General features: G+C 73.0%; 17 protein-coding genes. 8 read left to right on the top strand and 9 right to left on the bottom strand.

Annotation, left to right across the window (positions count from 1 at the left end; all coding sequences use genetic code 11):
* Positions 1–158: 158 nt before the first annotated feature.
* On the top strand, positions 159–1673 hold the full coding sequence (locus ACX9MN_RS27945) for an OpgD/OpgG family glucan biosynthesis protein (RefSeq protein ID WP_489726041.1): 1515 nt from the start codon (positions 159–161) through the stop codon (positions 1671–1673).
* A 41-nt stretch (positions 1674–1714) separates the two neighbouring features.
* Here the strand turns inward: ACX9MN_RS27945 and ACX9MN_RS27940 are convergent, their stop codons facing one another.
* Both ACX9MN_RS27940 and zwf read right to left on the bottom strand, forming a co-directional pair.
* Complete coding sequence (locus ACX9MN_RS27940) at positions 1715–1915, bottom strand: hypothetical protein (protein ID WP_056523710.1); 201 nt, start codon at positions 1913–1915, stop codon at positions 1715–1717.
* 122 nt (positions 1916–2037) lie between these two features.
* Positions 2038–3510 (bottom strand): glucose-6-phosphate dehydrogenase, encoded by a 1473-nt coding sequence (gene zwf / locus ACX9MN_RS27935; RefSeq protein WP_020093813.1) that lies wholly within the window; start codon positions 3508–3510, stop codon positions 2038–2040.
* A gap of 219 nt (positions 3511–3729) precedes the next feature.
* Between zwf and ACX9MN_RS27930 the strand changes: the two genes are divergently transcribed.
* The gene (locus tag ACX9MN_RS27930) at positions 3730–4017 is read left to right on the top strand and encodes a GIY-YIG nuclease family protein (RefSeq protein WP_331297676.1); all 288 of its coding nucleotides are present in this window, start codon (positions 3730–3732) and stop codon (positions 4015–4017) included.
* Positions 4018–4164: 147 nt separating this feature from the next.
* On the opposite strand, the gene ACX9MN_RS27925 is transcribed toward ACX9MN_RS27930, so the two are convergent.
* Positions 4165–5007, bottom strand: a complete 843-nt coding sequence (locus tag ACX9MN_RS27925; protein WP_489726040.1) for an SDR family NAD(P)-dependent oxidoreductase — start codon at positions 5005–5007, stop codon at positions 4165–4167.
* Between the two features lie 156 nt (positions 5008–5163).
* On the opposite strand from ACX9MN_RS27925, the gene ACX9MN_RS27920 reads away from it, so the two are divergent.
* On the top strand, positions 5164–6342 hold the full coding sequence (locus ACX9MN_RS27920; protein ID WP_489726039.1) for an endo-1,4-beta-xylanase: 1179 nt from the start codon (positions 5164–5166) through the stop codon (positions 6340–6342).
* Here ACX9MN_RS27920 and ACX9MN_RS27915 read toward each other — a convergent pair.
* Positions 6329–7447, bottom strand: coding sequence for an acyltransferase family protein (locus ACX9MN_RS27915; RefSeq protein WP_489726038.1), 1119 nt, complete (start codon positions 7445–7447; stop codon positions 6329–6331). The two genes, ACX9MN_RS27920 and ACX9MN_RS27915, sit on opposite strands and share 14 nt — an antisense overlap.
* Before the next feature lie 384 nt (positions 7448–7831).
* Here ACX9MN_RS27915 and ACX9MN_RS27910 point away from each other — a divergent pair, with 384 nt between their 5' ends.
* Both ACX9MN_RS27910 and ACX9MN_RS27905 read left to right on the top strand, forming a co-directional pair.
* Positions 7832–9697 carry a L,D-transpeptidase family protein gene (locus ACX9MN_RS27910; RefSeq protein ID WP_489726037.1) on the top strand — a complete coding sequence of 622 codons (1866 nt, stop codon included), beginning with the start codon at positions 7832–7834 and terminating at the stop codon, positions 9695–9697.
* 136 nt (positions 9698–9833) lie between these two features.
* A complete protein-coding gene (locus ACX9MN_RS27905; protein WP_020093819.1) occupies positions 9834–10367 on the top strand; it encodes a Dps family protein in 534 nt (177 codons plus the stop codon).
* Between the two features lie 54 nt (positions 10368–10421).
* Here the strand turns inward: ACX9MN_RS27905 and ACX9MN_RS27900 are convergent, their stop codons facing one another.
* Positions 10422–13109 (bottom strand): bifunctional acetate--CoA ligase family protein/GNAT family N-acetyltransferase, encoded by a 2688-nt coding sequence (locus ACX9MN_RS27900; RefSeq protein WP_489726036.1) that lies wholly within the window; start codon positions 13107–13109, stop codon positions 10422–10424.
* Between the two features lie 394 nt (positions 13110–13503).
* On the opposite strand from ACX9MN_RS27900, the gene ACX9MN_RS27895 reads away from it, so the two are divergent.
* Both ACX9MN_RS27895 and ACX9MN_RS27890 read left to right on the top strand, forming a co-directional pair.
* Positions 13504–13917, top strand: coding sequence for a Ros/MucR family transcriptional regulator (locus ACX9MN_RS27895; protein WP_020093821.1), 414 nt, complete (start codon positions 13504–13506; stop codon positions 13915–13917).
* Positions 13918–14027: 110 nt separating this feature from the next.
* Complete coding sequence (locus ACX9MN_RS27890) at positions 14028–14786, top strand: restriction endonuclease (protein ID WP_489726035.1); 759 nt, start codon at positions 14028–14030, stop codon at positions 14784–14786.
* A gap of 6 nt (positions 14787–14792) precedes the next feature.
* Here the strand turns inward: ACX9MN_RS27890 and ACX9MN_RS27885 are convergent, their stop codons facing one another.
* From ACX9MN_RS27885 to ACX9MN_RS27875, 3 genes are all read right to left on the bottom strand, one after another.
* Positions 14793–15434, bottom strand: a complete 642-nt coding sequence (locus tag ACX9MN_RS27885; protein WP_020093823.1) for a DedA family protein — start codon at positions 15432–15434, stop codon at positions 14793–14795.
* A gap of 91 nt (positions 15435–15525) precedes the next feature.
* Positions 15526–16005 (bottom strand): peroxiredoxin, encoded by a 480-nt coding sequence (locus ACX9MN_RS27880; RefSeq protein WP_020093824.1) that lies wholly within the window; start codon positions 16003–16005, stop codon positions 15526–15528.
* A 102-nt stretch (positions 16006–16107) separates the two neighbouring features.
* Entirely contained in the window at positions 16108–16506 is a 399-nt protein-coding gene (locus ACX9MN_RS27875; RefSeq protein ID WP_244539993.1) for a hypothetical protein, read from the bottom strand.
* Between the two features lie 129 nt (positions 16507–16635).
* On the opposite strand from ACX9MN_RS27875, the gene ACX9MN_RS27870 reads away from it, so the two are divergent.
* A complete protein-coding gene (locus tag ACX9MN_RS27870) occupies positions 16636–17274 on the top strand; it encodes a YqgE/AlgH family protein (protein WP_091979976.1) in 639 nt (212 codons plus the stop codon).
* A gap of 145 nt (positions 17275–17419) precedes the next feature.
* Here the strand turns inward: ACX9MN_RS27870 and ACX9MN_RS27865 are convergent, their stop codons facing one another.
* Positions 17420–18403 carry a hypothetical protein gene (locus ACX9MN_RS27865; RefSeq protein WP_489726034.1) on the bottom strand — a complete coding sequence of 328 codons (984 nt, stop codon included), beginning with the start codon at positions 18401–18403 and terminating at the stop codon, positions 17420–17422.
* Positions 18404–18740 lie beyond the last annotated feature (337 nt).

Raw genomic sequence — 18740 nt, 5'->3', positions numbered from 1 at the left:
CCAGGCCGCCGGAAGCCGAACGGATCAATCCCCCCTCCCGGCGCCGCGTTCTTCGAACAGTCCTGGCCGCGGCTGCCGGCACGGTTCTACCTAGCGCGACGGATCTGAATGGGTCCAGAACGTGGGCCGGGCCGGCGCTTCCGCCGCAGGGCGACGCGATGACCTTCGAGAGCCTGTCGGCGCAGGCGGCGCAGCGCGCCGCAGCGCCCTACGCCCCGCCGCCCGAGGACCTGCCGCCGGCGCTCGCCGCCCTCGACTACGACGGCTACCGCGCGATCACCTTCCGGCCGGACGCGAGCCTGCGGCTCGGCGCGCATTTCAGCGCCCAGCTGTTCCACCGCGGCTTCCTGCAGCGCCGGCGCGTGGCGCTCCACCTCCAGCCGCTCCGGGGGCCCGCGCGGCCGATCCCCTACGACACGGGGCTGTTCGACCTGGGCACGCGGCTCGCCGGCCAGGGCTTCCCGGCGGATCTCGGCTTCGCGGGCTTCCGCCTGCACTACGCCTTCCCGGACACGCCCGCCTGGCGGCCGAAGGGTTTCCAGGAGGAGTTCCTCGTCTTCCTGGGCGCCTCCTACTTCCGCCTGCGCGCGGCCAACCAGGAATACGGGCTCTCGGCCCGGGGGCTCGCCATCGGCACCGGCGCCCCGGAGGGCGAGGAATTCCCCGACTTCGTCGCCCACTGGATCTGCGAGCCGGAGCCGGAGGCGCGCACCCTCACGGTGCTCTCCCTCCTCGACAGCCCGAGCGTGGCCGGCGCCTACCGGTTCGAGATCGCGCCCGGCGACCCGGCCCGGATCGCCGTCACCGCGGCGCTCCACCCGCGCCGGGCGCTCCCGAAGCTCGGGCTGGCGCCGCTCACCAGCATGTTCCTGTACGGCCAGAACGGGCCCGGGGCCCGGGGCGCCAAGCCGTTCGACGATTTCCGGCCGCAGGTGCACGATTCCGACGGGCTGTGCGTCGCGGCCGGGGCCGACCCGGCGCGGATCGACCGGATCTGGCGGCCCCTGGTCAACGGGCGGGCGCAGCCGCAGATCTCCGCCTTCGCGGCCCGGCCGCTCGCCGGCTTCGGGCTGCTGCAGCGGGAGCGGAGCTTCGCGGCCTACCTCGACGTGGAGGCGCGCCACGAGGCGCGGCCGGGCCTTTGGGTGGCGCCGGATTCCCCCAGGGGCGCCTTCGCGGACGGCGCCGTGCAGCTCTTCGAGATCCCGTCGGGCGAGGAGTACATGGACAACATCGTGGCGGCCTTCGTGCCGGCGGCCCCGGCGCAGCCCGGCGCGCCGCTGCACGTCCGCTACGGGCTGACCACGGTGGGGGCCGAGCCCGTGCCGGCGATCCCGGAGACCGCCCTCGCCCGGGTGACGTCGACGCGACTCGGCTCGGCGGAGCGCCTGCGCCCGTCGAACCCGCCCGACCCGCGGCGGCGGCTCTGCGTCATCGACTTCGAGGGTCCGGGCCTGCCGAAGGGTCCCGACGACGCGGTCGCCGCGGAGGTCTCGGCCAGCGCCGGCACGCTGCACGATCCGGTGGCCAACTTCGTGCCGCAGACCGGAGGCTGGCGGATCTACGTCGAGTGGCGCCCGCCGGAGCCGGTGCCGCCGGGCGACGTCGTGCTGCGCGCCCGGCTGGTCCGCGGAACCGTCCCACTCAGCGAGACCTGGGACGCCGCCGTCTAGGCTCCGTCATCGCGTCGCCACGCTCGCGAAGACGGCGTGTCTCAGGCGGTCCGGCGCTCCTGCTCCAGGCGCCGGGCCAGGCGGGTGGCGCCGTAGACCTCGCTCAGGCGGCGGCGGGCCGCGGTGACCGGCGGCGCCTGCCGCTCGTCGTGGGCGGCCGCGATGACGCGCAGGGCGGCGGCGACCGAACGCTCCAGGCGACGCTCGGCCTGGACGGCCGCGTCCCGATGATGGTCCAGCATGTGATGATCCCTCGTGCTGCGCCGTCTCCACCCTCTGGCGGGGCGGTCGCCGGCAGCGCCGACAGATTTCACATCCGGCTTGACCGTATCAAGGCAGCTTGGCCGTGAGCCGCGGCGCGTCGTTACCGCAATTCCTCGTGCCACGTCCGGCCGTCGCGCTCGATCAGCGCGATGGCGGCGGTCGGGCCCCAGCTCCCGGCCGGGTAGGGCCGCGGCGCCTCGGGCCGGTCGGCCCAGGCCTTGAGCACGCCGTCCGCCCAGGCCCAGGCCGCCTCGACCTCGTCGCGGCGCATGAACAGCGTCGCGTTGCCGCGGACCACGTCCATCAGCAGGCGCTCGTAGGCGTCGGGGTAGCGCTGCTTGAAGGTCTCCTCGAAGGAGATGTCGAGGTCGGTCGGGCGCAGCCGCAGGCCGCCGGGCCCCGGGTCCTTGGTCATCACCTCGAGCTTCATGCCCTCCTGCGGCTGCAGGCGGATCACGAGGCGGTTCGGCTCGCGGCCGAAGGCCTCCTCGGGGAAGATCGAGAACGGCGAGGCGCGGAACTGCACCACGATCTCGGAGAGCTTCTGGGGGAGGCGCTTGCCGGTGCGCAGGTAGAACGGAACCCCGGCCCAGCGCCCGGACTGGATCTCGACCTTCATGGCCACGAAGGTCTCGGTCCGGCTCTCGTGGCCGAGCTCGGCGAGGTAGCCCTCGACCGGTTTGCCGTCGACGGCGCCCGCCACGTACTGGCCGCGCACCGTCACCAGCGGGATGTCCTGGCTGGTGATCGGCTTCAGGGCGCGCAGCACCTTGAGCTTCTCGTCGCGGACGGAGTTCGCCTCGAGATTGAGCGGGCTCTCCATGGCGGTGAGGCAGAGGAGCTGCAGGATGTGGTTCTGCAGCATGTCGCGCATCGCGCCCGACGTGTCGTAGTAGCCGGCCCGGCCCTCGACCCCCACCGTCTCGGCGACCGTGATCTGGACGTGGTCGATCACGTCGGAGGTCCAGAGCCGCTCGAAGATCGTGTTGGCGAAGCGGAGCGAGAGCAGGTTCTGGACCGTCTCCTTGCCGAGATAGTGGTCGATCCGGAAGATCTGCGATTCGGGGAAGACCTCGCCGACCGCGTCGTTGATCGCCCGGGCCGATTTCAGGTCCTTGCCGATCGGCTTCTCCAGCACGACGCGGGACTTCTCCCCCACGAGCCCGTGGGCGGCGAGGTTGCGGCAGATCGAGCCGTAGAGGTCGGGCGAGGTGGCGAGGTAGTAGGGCCGGACCTGGTCGGGCCGCTCGTCGAGCTTGGCGACGAGGTCGGTCCAGCCGCTGTCGCCGGCCCCGTCCACCGCGACGTAGTCGACGTGGTCGAGGAAGCGGTGGAGCATGTCGTCGGACAGGTCGGCCGCCGGCACGAAGCGCTTGAGCGCGTCGCGGGCGTGCTCGCGGAAGGCGTCGAGGGACAGTTCCGAGCGCGAGGCGCCGATGATCCGGCTGGTCTCGGGGATCTGGCCGTCGCGGAATCGGTAGAACAGGGCCGGCAGGAGCTTGCGCGCGGTCAGATCGCCGGTGGCGCCGAACACGACGCAGTCGAAGGAAGCGACGGGGATGATCGTGGCCAAGTGCGGCTCCCGGTTGTCGTGCGCTGGTCTCGTGCGGCGGCTGCGTCGCACTGACCTAGCCCGTGTGCAAGGGCTTCGCCAGACGAGGGGCGCCAAGGCCGGGGCAATCGACAGGCGCCACGCTCATCGATAGGGCGCCACGTCTTTGCGAGCGCAGCGAAGCAACCCAGAGCGGCGCGGGGCGAGTCGTCCTGCGCACCGGCCATGAAGGAAGCCTCTGTGCGCGAGCCGGCCGTCTACATCATGGCGAGCCGCCGCAACGGCACGCTCTACACCGGCGTGACCTCGAACCTCGCCAGGCGGGTCTACGAGCACCGGGAGGCGCTGCTTGCCGGTTTCACGAGCCGCTACGCTTGCCAACGCCTCGTCTGGTACGAGCGCTATCCGACGATGAATGAGGCCATCACCCGCGAGAAGCAGATCAAGGCGGGCTCACGGAAGAAGAAGCTCGCGCTGATCGAGGCGATGAATCCGGACTGGAACGACCTGTATCCCGATCTCGCGTGAACGGGTCCGGCGTCGCGGATCCCTGGATTGCTTCGCTGCGCTCGCAAAGACGGCGATCGTGGCATCCCGCGCAGTCACGCAGCGGGTCTCGCTCCTCCGTCATCACGAGCGGAGCGAAGTGACCCAGGGCAGCGGGCCGCCGGGGGTTCAGCCCTCCATGTAGCGCTTGAACGCCTCGGCGTAGTCCGGGTGCCAGCGCGAGAGGGCGGGCCGGTTCTCGACGATGTCGCCGGACGCCCAGGCGATCCGCTTCGCGTCCTGGGCGCGCGTGGTCTCGTTGTCGGGGCAGAGGATGTAGAAATCGCCGGCGGCGAGCCGCTCCAGCAGGAAGGCCACGGTCTCGTCGGGCGTCCAGGCCCCGGCGGGCTTCTCGGCGACGCCGCGGGCCTTGGTGAGCCCGGTATAGACGAAGCCCGGGATCAGCAGGTGGGCGGTGGTGTGGCAGCCCTCCCGGTTGCGCAGCTCGTGGGCGAGCGCCTCGGTGACCGCCTTCACGCCCGCCTTGGAGACGTTGTAGGGCGCGTTGCCCGGCGGGGTGGTGATGCCCTGCTTGGAGCCCGTGACGATGATCGCCCCGGGCCTGCCGCCCTCGATCATCCCGGGCGCGAAGGCGTGGATGCCGTTGACGACGCCGCCGAGGTTGGTGCCCAGGATCCGCGTCCAGGTGTCGGCGTCGGAGAACAGTTTTCCGCCGGCCTCGATCCCGGCGTTCAGCATCACCAGGGCGGGCGGCCCGCCCTTGGCGACGGCGGTCGCCAGGGCCTCGACGGCGCCCCGGTCCGACACGTCGGTGGGCACGGCGCGCACCTCGACGGCGGCGAGTTCGGCGACGGCGGCCCGGGCCGCGTCCAGGGCCGGGCCCGGCAGGTCGGCGAGCCAGACGTTCATGCCGGCCCGGGCGAAGGCCTGCGCGGCGGCGAGCCCGATGCCGCTCGCAGCCCCGGTGACGACCGCGCTGCGGCCCGGACTGATCGCGGGGTGCTGGCTCATGACGGATCCTCGGCTGACGGGCGCCCATCAGATGGGGCGCCCCGGGCGGAAGGCGAGTTCGCGCCGCGGTCCCGCGCCGCCCCGGCAGAACCAGCGGATCGCCGCCGCGGCGGCTTCTGCTAGGGTGGCGGGCACGTCACGGAACGAAGCACCCGGATGCCCCCTCTCCCGCACCGCCGGTCGATCCTCGCCGGCGCGGCCGCCCTCGGCCTCGCCGGCGCGGCGCGCGCGGCCGGCCCGGCGGGGTTCGGTCCCCTCGGCCGGCCGTCCTGGTCGGCCGACAGCCTCCAGGCCGCCGCGGCCGCCAAGGGCCTGACATACGGCTGCGAGGTGCCGTTCCACCGCTTCGACGCGACGCCCGCCTACCGGCAGGCGGTGGCGCGGGAATGCGGCATCCTCGTCTGCGGCACCGAGATGAAGATGGAGGAGGTCCTGCCGGCGCCGGGCAAGACCGACTTCGCCCGCGGCGACGCCATCCTGCGCTTCGCGAGGGGAAACGGCCAGCGCATGCGCGGCCACACGCTCGTCTGGCACGCGGCGCTGCCGCCCTGGGTCGGACCGCTGCTCGGCCGGGCGAGCGCCGTCCAGGCCGAGGACTTCATGCGGCGCTGGATCGAGACGGTGGCGGGCCATTACCGCGGCCAGATCGTCGCCTGGGACGTGGTCAACGAGATCCTCGGCAACGAGTCCGACCCAGACCGCGGCGGCGGCCTGCGCGACTCGCCCTGGCTCGCCTCCATCGGCCCCGGCTACGTCGACCTCGCCTTCCGCATCCTGCACGAGACCGATCCGGCCGCCGCCGGCACGTGGAACGAGGACGCGGTGGAGCAGGGCGTGCCCTGGATGGAGGCCAAGCGCACCAAGGTCCTGCGCCGCCTGGAGGCGATGTTGTCCCGGGGCGTGCCGATCCGGCGCTTCGGGCTCCAGTCGCACCTCACCAGCACGATCCCGATCGATCAGGGCCAGCTGCGGCGCTTCCTGCGCGAGATCGGCCAGATGGGCCTCGGCATCGAGATCACCGAGCTCGACATCGACGACCGCGACTTCCCGTCCGACGTGGCGACCCGCGATCGGATGGTGGCCGATTACGCCCGCCGCTACCTCGACGTGGTGCTGGACGAGCCCGCCTGCCTCGACGTCCTGACCTGGGACATCTACGACCCGGACACGTGGCTGAACGACCACCCCTACCGCAAGCGGCCCGACGGCCTGCCGCAGCGGGCGCTGCCGCTCGACGCGCAGTTCCGGCGCAAGCCCCTGTGGCACGCGATGAAGGCGGCCTTCGAGGCCGCGCCCGATCACAGGGCCGCCCGCGAGAAGCTCAGGCGGGCGTGACACCGGCCCGGCGGCCGTCCTCGGCCAGGCTCGGCTCCGGCGGCCGGTCCGCCAGGAGCCGGCGGCGGAGGCGCGCGCAGGGGCGCTCGACGAGGCCGTACATGCCCCAGCACCACAGCAGGGTCACCGGGAAGGCCGCCAGCATCAGGCCGACGCCGTGCAGCCCGGGCCGCAGGTGCAGCACCAGGGCCACCACGGTCATGTGCGCGAGGTAGAAGCTGTAGGACCAGAGACCGAGCCGGCGCATAGGCCGGCTGGCCAGCAGCCGCACCAGAGGTCCCTCGCCGTGCAGCAGGTACACGAAGGGCACGAACAGGGCGGCGCTCTGGAGCGTGTAGCGCAGGCTCTCCCGGAAGGCGGGATCGCGGACCGCCAGGGTCCCGAGGATCACCGCGAGGCTCGCCGCCACGTGCCAGGGCGCGGGGCGCCACGCCCGGTCGGCCGGGACCACCGGGTTGTTCCACAGCCCGAGGCAGCACCCGAACAGGATCGCGTCGATCCGGGTGTGGGTCCAGCTGTAGTTCAGGCTGTAATCCGGCAGCCGCCAGACGTTGACGCACCGGATCGCCAGGACCGCCGCGCAGAGCCCCAGGCAGGCCAGGGCCGCGCGGCGCGGCCGCAGGCGCCCGAGCCAGAGCAGGAAGACCAGCGGGAAGACGAGGTAGAAATGCTCCTCGATGGCGAGGCTCCAGAGCGGCACCGGCAGCACCGCCTCGGTGCCGAACAGGCCGGGATAGTTCGTCAGGAAGGTCGCCTGCCCGAGGACCGCCGCCGGCGCGACCGGCATCCAGTCGAGCCACCCCGCCGCGTAGAGCGCGCCGGAGGCGAGCAGGGTCAGGTACATGGGCGGCAGGATGCGCAGGCTCCGCCGGAGGTAGAAGGCCGGAAGCGACACCGTTCCGGTCCGCGCCCGCTCGATCCGCAGGAGCGTGGTGATCAGGTAGCCGCTGAGGAAGAAGAAGACGGTCACGCCGAAGCCGCCCGGCACCACGTGGCCGTAGCCGCAATGGGCCGCGAACACGATCAGGATGGCGAGCGCCCGCACCCCGTCGAGCTGCGGCAGGTAGGGCATCGTCCTCGGGATCGGATCACCGGAATCCGGCATGCTGGGGACCGATCTCCTGTCCGGGCCTGGGCAGCCGTGGCGGCCCGGCCACGCGGTGTCCGACGGAACGCTTCGATGAAGGTGTCCTACTCCGTCATCGCGGGCGGAGCGAAGTGACCCGGGGCAGCGCGACGACGGGCGGCGTCGCGCCGTCTGGATCGCTTCGCTCCGCGCGCAAAGACGTGGGCGCCGGAGCCAGCAACGCATGAATGTATGAGCGCGACGTTCACGCCGACCGACTTCCGCGCCGTCACACGCGGATGAATCAATGGCGGGATCGTAAATCCCGATCCTGCCCGCTCTCGGGGTCGGAGGAGATTGGTAACCACGCCGGCCCATCATCCGGCCCGGTCGCGCCGACTGAGCGCGTCGGGAGTGTTGCGTATGGTCCCGGTCCAGCCCCGCCGTCACGCCCGCCCGCACGCCGCGCTGGGTGCGGGCCTGTCCCTGCTGGCCCTGCTCGGAGCGCCCGGCGTCGCCCTGGCGCAGGGGACCGGCGCGGCGCAGGGCGGCCCCGCGCCGGTGCCGCCGCTCGCCGCGCCGGTCGCGGTGCCGCCCGCCGCGGGCGAGACCGCGAAGAGCCAGGAGCCCCGCGCACCGGAGGCGAAGGGTGAGGCGAAGGGCGCGGCCGTCAAGCCGGCGGAGGCCAAGCGGGCCGACACCAGGCCGGCCGAGACCAGGCCGGCCGAGCCCCGGGCGACCGAGGCCGCGCCGGAGCCCGTCCCGGCGCAGGGCAAGGCGCAGGATGCCAGGGCACAGGACGCGAAGGCCCAGGACAGCAAGGCGTCGGAGAGCAAGGCGTCCGACGCCCGATCGGCCGAGACCAAGTCCCAGCCGGCCAAGCCTCAGGAAGCGGCGAAGAGGTCCCGCGAGCCGGCGCCGCTGGTCTACGCCAAGGTCTCCGCCGACCCGAACCCGACGCTGACGCCCCGGACGTTCCTCGACACGCTCCGGGCGGCCGAGCGCTACGCGGCCTTCGCGGAGGCCGGGGGCTGGGAGCGGCTGCCAGACGATCTCGCGCGCCTCAAGCCCGGCGAGCGCCACCCGGCGATCCCCGCCCTGCGCCACCACCTGACGCTGACCGGCGACCTGCCGGCGGATGCCCCCGCGAACGACCGCCTCGACCCGCCCCTGGTGGCGGCGATCGCGGCGTTCCAGGGGCGTCACGGCCTGCCCGACAGCGGTATCCTTGGCCGGCTCACGATCAACGCGCTCAACGTGCCGGCCGCGGTGCGCCAGCGCCAGCTCGCCGCCTCCGCGGCCCGGCTGATGGGCTCGAAATTCCCGTTCGGCGAGCGCTACGTGGTGGTCAACATCCCGTCCGCCGCCGTGGAGGCGGTGGAGAACGGCGCCGTGGCGCGCCGCTACGTCGCGGTGGTCGGCTCCCCCGACAAGGCGACGCCGTCCGTCGAGACGCGGATCACCGACATCAACTTCAACCCGACCTGGACCGTCCCCGCCTCGGTGGTGAAGAACGAGATCATCCCGGCGATGCGCAAGAACCCGGGCTACCTCGCCAAGAACCGCATCCGGATCCTGGGCCCGGCGGGCGAGGTCGACCCGACCCGGATCGACTGGGCGGGCCAGAAGGCCGTCAACTACACGCTGCGCCAGGATTCCGGCCTCGACAATTCGCTGGGCCAGGTGCGGATCGACATGCCGAACCGCTTTGCCGTCTACATGCACGATACGCCGGCGAAGTCGCTCTTCGCCGCGAGCGTGCGCTTCCACAGCCACGGCTGCGTCCGGGTCGGACAGGTGAAGGAGCTGGTCGGCTGGCTGCTGCAGGGCACGGACGGCCCCAACGGGCCGGGCACGAGTTGGGGGCCGATCGAGATCGAGACCGGCATCGCCGACGGCGAGCGCCGCGACATCAAACTCACCAAGCCGATTCCGGTCACCTTCGTGTACCTCACCGGCTTCGCCACGCCGGACGGGAAGGCGCATTTCCGCGACGACATCTACAACCTCGACACGCCGGCGCCCGAGCCCGCCGCCACCGGCGCGATCCCGCCCGCGGCGGGCGCGGACGCCGCGAAGCCGGCCCCCGCCACCGCGCCGGCCCCGCCCCGGCCCGGTGCCGCCCACGACGCGAAGCCGGCTCCCGCGCGGGCTGCCGCGGCCAAGCCCGCGACGGTCGGGCCCGCGACGGTCGGGCCCGCGCCGGTCAGGCCCGCACCGGCGAAGCCGTCGCCGGAGCGGCCCGTTACCGAGCACCGCAGTTTGGAATCCGTCGAACCTACCCGCTAAAGCCAACCCAGCTATGCGATTCTCAGCACGCCGGAACATCCTGGCGGGCCGGCCATTGGCCTGCAGAAGGCGCGTTCGCCCCTCCGCGGCGTGACGGAGCGGCGCGCCGAGCCAGCGAATCGCATTGGAGACGACCATGGCCAAGGCCAAGCCGAGCAGCCGCATCGAGAGCGCGCGCCTCAACACCCCGACCGACCTCGATCCGAGCGACGTCCGGACGATCGCCGAGGGCCTGACGGTCCTGAGTTCGGACCTGTTCGCCCTCTACATCAAGACCAAGAACTTCCACTGGCACATGAGCGGGCCCCATTTCCGCGACTACCACCTGCTGCTGGACGAGCAGTCGGCCCAGATCTTCGAGATCATCGACGCGGTGAACGAGCGCGCCCGCAAGATCGGCGGCACGGTCCTGCGCTCGCTCGGCCAGGCCAAGAGCCTGACCCGCGTGGCCGACAACGATGCCGAGTACGTCTCGCCCCTCGACATGCTCAAGGAGCTGCGCGACGACAACAAGGCCCTCACCGCCAACATGCGGACGCTCCACGGGGTCACCGACGAGGCCGGCGACGTGGCGACCACCTCGCAGCTCGAGGAGTGGATCGACCAGTCCGAGGAGCGGACGTGGTTCCTCTACGAGACCACCCGCAACGCGACCGACAGCGGCCACTGAGCCGCGCCCCCCGGCACCGGCGCGGCCGGCGCCGGGTCGGGCCTCGCCGCGCCGCTAGCCGGTTGCGAGATCGAGGTGCACCTTCACGAGGCCCGGATCGTCCGGGTCGCGCCCCTGCGTGAAGCCGAGGCGGCGGCACACCGCCAGCATCGGCCGGTTCTCGGCGAGCACCGTGCCCTCGACCCGGCCGATCCCCTCGGAGCGCGCCCAGTCGATCATCAGGCGCATCAGCGCGAAGGCGAGGCCCGTCCCGCGGGCGTCGCGGCCCACCGCGATCGCGTACTCGCCGCTCTCGTGGTTGGCGTCGGCGTGGAGCCGGACCGCACCGAGCATGCGCTCGCCGCCGCCCGGCCCGATCTCCGTGGCCACGAACGCGATGGCGCGGGCGTAGTCGAGCTGCGTCAGGCGGGCCAGGAAGGCGTGGCTGAACTCGCGCACCGGCCCGAAGAACCGCAGCCGCAGGTCCTCCGGGTCAAGACCCTTGAAGAAGGCCAGGAACAGGCCCTCGTCCTCCGGGCGCACGGGCCGCACCCGCACGGTCCGGTCCTTGAGGTTGAGCGTGCGGATCCACTCGGCCGGATAGGGCCGGATCGCGAAGCGCGGGTGGCCGCGGCCGTGGACGCTGCCGTGGTCGCCGCGCTCGGCGCGCCCGATCCGGACCCGGGCGTCGAGGGCCAGCACGCCGGTCTCGTCGGCCAGGAGCGGGTTGATGTCGAGCTCGCGCACCTGCGGCAGGTCGGCGGCGAGCTGGGACAGCTTCACCAGCGTCAGCGCGATCGCCCCGAGATCGGCCGCCGGCACGTCGCGGTAGGCCTCCAGGCGGCGCGCGACCCGGGTGCGGGCAATGAGATCGCGCGCCAGGGTCAGGTCGAGCGGCGGCAGGCCGAGGGCGCGGTCGTCGATCACCTCCACGGCGGTCCCGCCCCGGCCGAACACCACCACCGGGCCGAACACCGCGTCCTCCGCGAGCCCGGCGATCAGCTCCCGGCGCTGGCCGCGGCGGACCATCGGCTGCACGGCGAAGCCGGTGACCCGGGCGTCGGGCCGCTCCCGGCGCGCGCGGGCCAGGATGCTGCGGGCGGCCTCCGCGACGTCGGCCTCGCTGGTCAGGTCGAGGTGGACGCCGCCGATGTCGGATTTGTGCACGATGTCCGGCGAGACGACCTTCAGCGCCACCGTCCCGCCCGCCGCGATGATCGGCCACGCGGCCGCCGCGGCCGCGTCCGTGTCGGGGGCGAGCGTGATCGGGACGGTCGGGATCCCGTAGGCCTGCAGGAGGCCGTTCACCGCCACCGGGTCGAGCCACGCGGCGCCCTGGCGCAGGGCCCCGGCGACGATCGAGCGGGCCCGCGCCGTGTCGGGGGAGAAGTCCCGCGGCAGCGAGTCCGGCGTGCGCATCAGGTCGTCCTGGGCCTCGCGGTAGCGCACGAGATGCAGGAAACCCTCGATCGCCTCGGAATCGGTGGTGAAATGCGGGATCCCGGCCTGCGCGAAGGTCTCGCGCGCCGCCTCCGCGTCGCCCAGCGTGACCGCGAAGACCGGCTTCTTGCGGGTCTGGCCGGCGCGGGCGGCCTTGACCGTCGCGGCGACGGCCTCGGCCACCGCGCCGGCCTCCGAGCGGATCGTCGGCACGTGGATCGCCAGCACGGCGTCGCTCGTCCGATCCGTCAGCAGCGGCGTCAGCGCGGACGCGAAGGCCGGACCGGCGGCGTCGACGCCGAGGTCGAGGGGGTTTCCCGGCGCGCGGCCCTCCGCCTCGGCGGGCGCCGCCAGGGTCCCGGCCCGCTCGATCAGCCGGTCCGCCGCGAGGAGGCCGATGCCACGGCCGTTGGACACGATCGCCAGCCGGTGGCCGGGGAACGGCCGCTGCCGCCCCAGGGTCTCCACGGCGGAGAACATCGCGTCGAGGTCCGGCACGGCCAGCAGGCCGGCCCGCCGGAAGGCCGCGGCGTAGACCGCGTCCGGGCGGGCCAGGGCGCCGGTATGGGTGACGGCGGCGCGGGTGTCGGGCCGGTGCCGGCCGGCCCGCAGGACCACGACGGGCTTGGCCCGGGCCGCGGCGCGGGCGGCCGACATGAACCGGCGGGCATCCGCGACCCGGTCGAGGCAGAGCAGGATCGCGCGGGTGCGGAAATCGGCGGCGAAGTGGTCGAGGCAGTCGGCCACGCCGATGTCGAGGACGCTGCCGAGCGACAGCACCGCCGAGAAGCCCGTGCCGTGGCGGGCGCCCCAGGCGACGATGGCGGCCGCGACCGTGCCGGATTGCGAGACGAGGGCAAGGTCGCCGGCCTCGGGCGCCTGGGCGAACAGGCTGGCGTTGAGCCTCGCGCCCGGGACCGCCAAGCCGGCGCTGTCGGGCCCGAGCAGGCGCAGGCCGTGGGCGCGGGCGATCCCGTGGGCGACCGGACCGGGATCCCCCGGCCCGGATCCGAGCCGCGCCGTGAGGATCACGGCCGCCCCGGCGCCGATCGCGGCGGCCTGCGCGACGACCTCGGGCACGCTCGGCGGCGGCACCGCGATCAGGACGAGGTCGGGGGCGGCGGGCAGATCCGCGACCCGCGGCACGCAGGCCAGCCCCTCGACGGCGGCCTGATCGGGCTGGACCGGCATGATCGCGCCGGGAAAGCCCGCGGCGCGCAGGCTGTCGAGCACGCTGCGCCCCAGCGAGCCCTCGCGCCCCACCGCCCCGACCAGGGCGATCGAGCGGGGCGCCAGCAGTTTGTCGAACCGGTAGGTGCTCACGTTCGGCGGCTCACGACATCGTCACGGGACGCGGTCCCGCAGGCCGTTCCTGGCGGCACGTATCTGGCCTCTCGCTCATGTCCGAACGGACGAGGCGCCGGGGCGCCCGCCGCCCTCCCAGATGGCGCGATCCGGCGCGCCTGCAACGCCCGGTCGGCACGCGCCGGCCGGAAATCGCGTGGTCGACGCGAGCGCGGTCTCCAGACCTCCTTTTGCTCAATATCGGGCGCCATTTATCCACTCTAAGACGGCACTTGTGGGCATGTGTGGATTGGACTTGCTATTGAATTCACACCACCATAGTAACTGCCCATTAACTACCCTGTATCGGGTCGAGCAGAGACAGATCCCGGCCGGCGTCGGTGGCCGGCTGGGATCGATTGGAGGTTACGGGATGGACGCCACGGGTGAAGGGCAACCGGACTATCTCACGCTGTCCGTCGACATCGTGTCGGCCTTCGTGAGCAACAATCCGGTCCCCGCGCCGGAACTGCCGGGGCTGATCGCGGCCATCCACGCGACGCTACACGGGCTCGGCGAGCCGTCCGCCCCGCCGGCGGAGCAGCTGCGGCCGGCCGTGCCGGTCCGGCGCTCGGTCCAGCCCGACTTCATCGTCTGCCTGGAGGACGGCAAGAAGTTCAAGTCGCTGAAGCGCCACCTGCGGACGCACTACAACCTGACGCCCGAGGAGTATCGGGGAAAGTGGGGCCTGCCGCCCGACTACCCGATGGTGGCGCCGAACTACGCCGCGGCGCGGTCCAGCCTCGCCAAGAGCATGGGCCTCGGCCACCAGCGCCGGAAGGGCTGACGGCGCGGCGCTCTCATCCGCGTCCGCGTCCACAGCTTTCGGAGGCGGGTTAGGCATCGGGCAAGCCGCGCTTGCGAGGGTCGGGGGCCCGTCAGCGCCCCCGAGACCCGATGCCCGGCAAGCCCAGCCTCGTCGCCCGCCTGTTCTGGACGGCCGTGATCGGCCTCCCCTTCGGGCTCTGGTACGGCCGGCCGGCGCTCGCCGTGACGGGACTCGCCCTCGCGCTCGTCCTGGTGCGGCATCTCGGGCGCCCGCGCCGGTTCCGGGCCCGGGTGCGCCGGATCGCCCGCGCCCATGCCGAGACGCTGGCGCTGCGGCGGCGCCAGGAGAGCTACACCGACCCCTACGGCAACCGGATCGAGGACGGCTGGCTGCGCGAGCGCGATTATTTCCTCGAGCGGACCGTCGTGCCGCAGCTCGGCCCGCGCTTCGCCGACCTCGCCGAGGCGGAGCACGCGCGGATGCTGGCGATCGTCGAGGCCGAGGCCGCCGCCGTCGCGCTCCCGGAGGAGGACGAGGCGCCCGGGGACGGGCTGGACTACGAGCGCTACTGCGCCGAGCGCCTGGTCCGGGCGGGCTGGCGGGCGCACCGGACGCCGGCGAGCGGCGACCAGGGCGCCGATATCGTGGCGGTGCGGCACGGGCTGCGCCTCGTCGTGCAGTGCAAGCGGCTGAGCAAGCCCGTGGGCAACGCCGCCGTGCAGGAAGCCGCCGCGGCCCTGCGCTACTGGGACGGGGACCGGGCCGCCGTAGTGTCGAACGCCGGCTTCACGCCGGCGGCGCGCCGGCTCGCCACGGCCACCGGCGTCCTCCTCCTGCACCACGACGCCCTCGAGGCGATCGAGGCGTTCGACCTCGCGGAGACGTGATGCCCGTCAGGCGAGCGGGCCGGGGATGGCGATCTCCGCCTCGTTGAGCAGGCGCGCCTCGTGGCGGCGCACGAACAGCCACAGGGCCAGGCCGCCGAACACCACCAGGGCGAGCAGGGTCAGGCCCACCGGGCCGACAATGTGCTCGATCTGGCGCCCGCAATAGTACGAGCCGATGCCCATGCTGCCGGCCCAGACGATGCCGCCGAGGGCGTTGAAGGCGAAGAAGCGGCGCGCGTCCAGGCGGTTGACCCCGGCGAGCAGGGCCGCGTAGGCGCGCAGCATCGCGGTGAAGCGGCCGAAGAACACGATCTTCCCGCCGTGCTGGCGGAACAGGTACTGGCCGAGCTTGAGCCGCCCGTGGTCGAGGGCGATGAGATGGCCGTAGCGGAGCAGCAGCGGCATGCCCCAGCGCCGCCCCGCCCAGTAGCCGACATTGTCGCCCAGGATCGCCGCCGTCGCCGCCGCGGCGATGACCAGGCCGATGTTCAGGTTCCCGGTGCTGCCGGCGTAGACGGCGGCCGAGATCAGCACCGTCTCGCCGGGGCAGGGCACGCCGGCGCTCTCGAGGGTGATGATCACGAAGATCGCGATGTATCCGTAATTCGCGATCAGGTCGGCGATGGGCAGGTCGTTCAGGAAGGCCATGCGGTCCTCGGGCCGGTCTCCGGGCAGAGCCCGGCGACACAAGCGGACGGAACGTGGCCTTAAGAGGGCCGATCTGCGGCCGGCGGCGTCCTCAGAGGACCTTCAGCAGTGCTTCGGCGCCGGACGCCTCGGCCTTCGAGGGCGTCTCCTCGACGTTGAGGATCCGGACGACGCCGTCCTCGACCAGCATCGAGTAGCGCTTCGAGCGCATCCCGAGGCCGAAGCCGGTGCCGTCCATCTCCAGGCCGAGGGCCTTGGCGAAATCGGCGTTGCCGTCGGCGAGGAATTCCAGCCCCTCGGCGCCGCTCGCCTTCGACCACGCGTCGAGCACGAACACGTCGTTGACGCTCGTCACCGCGATGGCGTCGATACCGCGCCCGAGGATCTCGTCCCGGTGGGTGACGAAGCCCGGCAGGTGGTTGCGGTGGCAGCTGGGGGTGAACGCCCCCGGCACGCCGATCAGGACCACGCGCCGGCCCTTGAACACGTCGTCGGTTGTGCGCGCGATCGGGCCCTCGGGGCCGATCACCCGGAAGGTGGCCTGGGGCAGGTGGTCGCCGACCTGGATCATCGCGGGTCCCTCGTTGTCGCGCGCTGGGATGGCGCGCGTGAGCAGCGCGCCTGACCTAGCGTGGCAGGGGGTGCCTGTCGAGGATCGGGAGCGGCCTGCGGCTCACGGTCCGAGAAGCTTGACGAAGGCCGCCCCGGCGCCGAACAGCGCGGCCCCGGCCGTCATGTCGGACAGCGCCACCTGCCAGGGCGCGAGACTCCGGTCCCGGCCGATCTTGGCGGCCTCGGCCGCGAGCTTGGTCTGCTCGACGGCCGTCTTCGAAGCCTCGGCCGTCATCTTGAACTGCTCGGCCGCCAGCTTGGTCTGCTCCGCGGCCAGGTTCGACTGCTCGGCGATCAGCTTGTGCTGCTCGGCGACGAACTTCCGCGTCTCCTCGTGCGCGCGCTCGATCCGGGCGCGCTGCTCCTCGATGTCGAACGCGGTCTGAGAGGCGGATCCAGCCATGATGGTCACGGTCTCGAACGTGGCCGGAACGATCGCCTCGCGTGCCGGCCAGGACATTCTGCGGCGCGCATGAGACTCGCACAAGCTTGGGGGAGGCTTGCTGCGTCCCTTTTGCCCGCTGGACAACGGAGGGGCGCGGCGTAGCATGGACGCATGGCGCACCCTCCGCACCGCAGGCCCGATCCCATGTCGGCAGCGTCGTCCCAGGCCGGGAAGGCGGCGCCGCTCCGCACGGAGCTGGCGGGCCCGCACTTCCTCGACGGGCAGTTCCTCGTGGCCATGCCCGGCATGGCCGACGAGCGCTTCGCGCGCTCGGTGATCTACATCTGCGCCCATTCCGCCGACGGGGCCATGGGCATCATCGTCAACAAGGCGGCGACCGACATCAGCATGCCGGACCTGCTGGTCCAGCTCGACGTGGCGCCCGAGGCGGACGCGATCCGCCTGCGCGAGCGGGTCGGCCACATGCCGGTCCTGATGGGCGGCCCGGTGGAGGGACGGCGCGGCTTCGTGCTCCACAGCGACGATTTCCACATCCAGCAATCGACGCTGATCATCGACGACGGCATCTGCCTGACCGCGACCGTGGAGATCCTCCGCGCCATCGCCAGCGGCGAGGGGCCGGCCAGCGCCGTGCTGGCGCTCGGCTACGCCGGCTGGCAGGCCGGGCAGCTGGAGAGCGAGATCATGGCCAACGGCTGGCTCAACTGCCCGGCCGACCCGGCCCTGATCTTCAACGCCGACCTCGACGCCAAGTACGACCTCGCCCTGCGGGCCAACGGCATCGACCCGGCGATGCTGTCGATGACCGCCGGCCGGGCCTGACCCGACCGCGCTCGCCGGGGCGGCACGCCGTCTTTGCGAGCGGAGCGAAGCGATCCAGGAACGCTACGCCGGCCAGCCTGGCGCTACCCTGGGCTGCTTCGCTCCGTTCGCAAAGACGGTTGCGCCGGGCCGTTACGGGGCGGTCTTACTCCGGAACGGCGTCGCCGCCGCCGACCGCGTCCGGGTTCATGCCCTCGACCGCCGGCTTGGGCCGGGGCCGCCGGGGGGCCACGGCGGCGGTGGGCGTCGCCGTGTTGGCGCCGAGCCGGGTCGCCAGGGCCAGGGCGCGGTTCTCCGTCACCCGCAGATGGCAGAACCCGTGCGTCCCCTCGCGCGCGTAGGTGCGGCAGAGCTGCTCCCGGTCCGAGGAGAACGCCGCCTGCTCGCTGACGATCGGCCGCACGTCCTCGCGCCGGGCCCGCTGGGTCATCAGCTTGTAATTGTCCCGTACGGCCTTGTCGGCGACGCCCCGGGCCGTGTCGAACTCGCCGGCCCGCGGGATCAGGGTGGCGGCGCCCGGCCCCCAGAGGCCGACCGGCGTGGTCGCGCAATCCGCCGCCGAGAAGGTGCAGACCGAGCCCGAACCCAGGCTCGAGACCAGGACGCCGCCGTCGGTCACGTCGAAGCGCAGCGGGCACTCGGCCCCGGCGGCCTCGAAGCGGGGCACGCCCTCGGGCTTGCCCTCGGCGGTGAGCGGCACCGGATTGCCGCCCGCGAGCGGGACGGTGCACGAATCCGCCGGCTGCGAGATCTTGGTCCCGGGCAGCTTGATCCGCGCCGTGACGGCCGTGCCGGAGCGCTCCAGCTTCAGGGACCCGGACAGGCCGTTGAGCTGCAGCTCCTGGCCGATCACGCCGTCCTCGGAGGGCGTCTTCAGCACGACCGGGCGGGCCGGGACTGGGGCGGGCCGGGGCGCCTCGGGGGCCGCGGGCGGTCCCGGCTCGCCCGGCGCCGCCGGGCCGGGCGCCGGTTCCGGCAGGCCCCGCGGCGGCGTCGGCGGCCGCTCCGGCTTGATGCCGAACAGGCGCTCGAAGAAGTTCTGGGCCCGCGCGGGGGGCGCGACGAGCATCCCGGGCGCCGCGACGGCGACCGCCAGGATCGGGAGCAGGAGGCTGCGGGTCGGGCGCATCGGACTCTACGACGGGGAGACGAAGTGGCGGGGCCACGCGCAACCCCTTGTCGAAACGTTAACACGCCGTCGATGGCGCCGACGTGGCAGCGGAGCAACAAAATGCAGCCACGCCACCGGGCCGGCGCCGGCCGTGCGGCGAGATCCTGCCGGAATGCCAAGGGGATGGCCCGGATCCGCGGGGCCGATCCCGCCGCGCAGGCTTCGCCTTGCGGGCCCGGAACGGGCTTCTTATATCGCCCTCGACGCGGGATTGCGCGCTGGGTTTCAGCCGTTCACGGCCCTTGATCCGGCCCGGGTCCCATACTCACATCACCCCCGACACCGCCATGGGCCG

The sequence above is a fragment of the Methylobacterium sp. 1A genome (genome assembly GCF_058072805.1).
The sequence above is the reverse complement of the archived record's forward strand: the minus strand, read 5'-3'. Positions and strand labels throughout refer to the sequence as shown.